The sequence below is a fragment of the Vibrio sp. 10N.261.55.C5 genome, from assembly GCF_041470505.1.
GTDB classification, from domain to species: Bacteria; Pseudomonadota; Gammaproteobacteria; order Enterobacterales; family Vibrionaceae; genus Vibrio; species Vibrio crassostreae_C.
In genome coordinates, this window is sequence record NZ_JBFRMS010000137.1 from 1 (window position 1) to 274 (window position 274).

Annotated in this window: 1 tRNA gene; it reads left to right on the plus strand. The window is 41.6% G+C overall.

Annotated features, from left to right (window positions below):
• Positions 1–89 precede the first annotated feature (89 nt).
• Positions 90–180, plus strand: a tRNA-Ser gene (locus AB4263_RS24335).
• Positions 181–274: the final 94 nt, after the last annotated feature.

Genomic DNA, 274 nt, shown 5'->3' on the forward strand with positions numbered 1-274 from the left:
AGTAGGACATCGCCAGGCTTTAAATATCGTTACCTGTGTATACATGTAACAACATCTACAGTGTACTAATCTGTTGATGACAATTTTTTGGAGGGATGGCTGAGTGGTCGAAAGCACCGGTCTTGAAAACCGGCAACCGTTAATAGCGGTTCTAGGGTTCAAATCCCTATCCCTCCACCACCATTAGAAAGCCCGCTGAGAAATCAGCGGGCTTTTTTCATATTTGTCGTTTAGAAAAACAAAAATGAGCACTAATACCAATCCGGAAAATTAA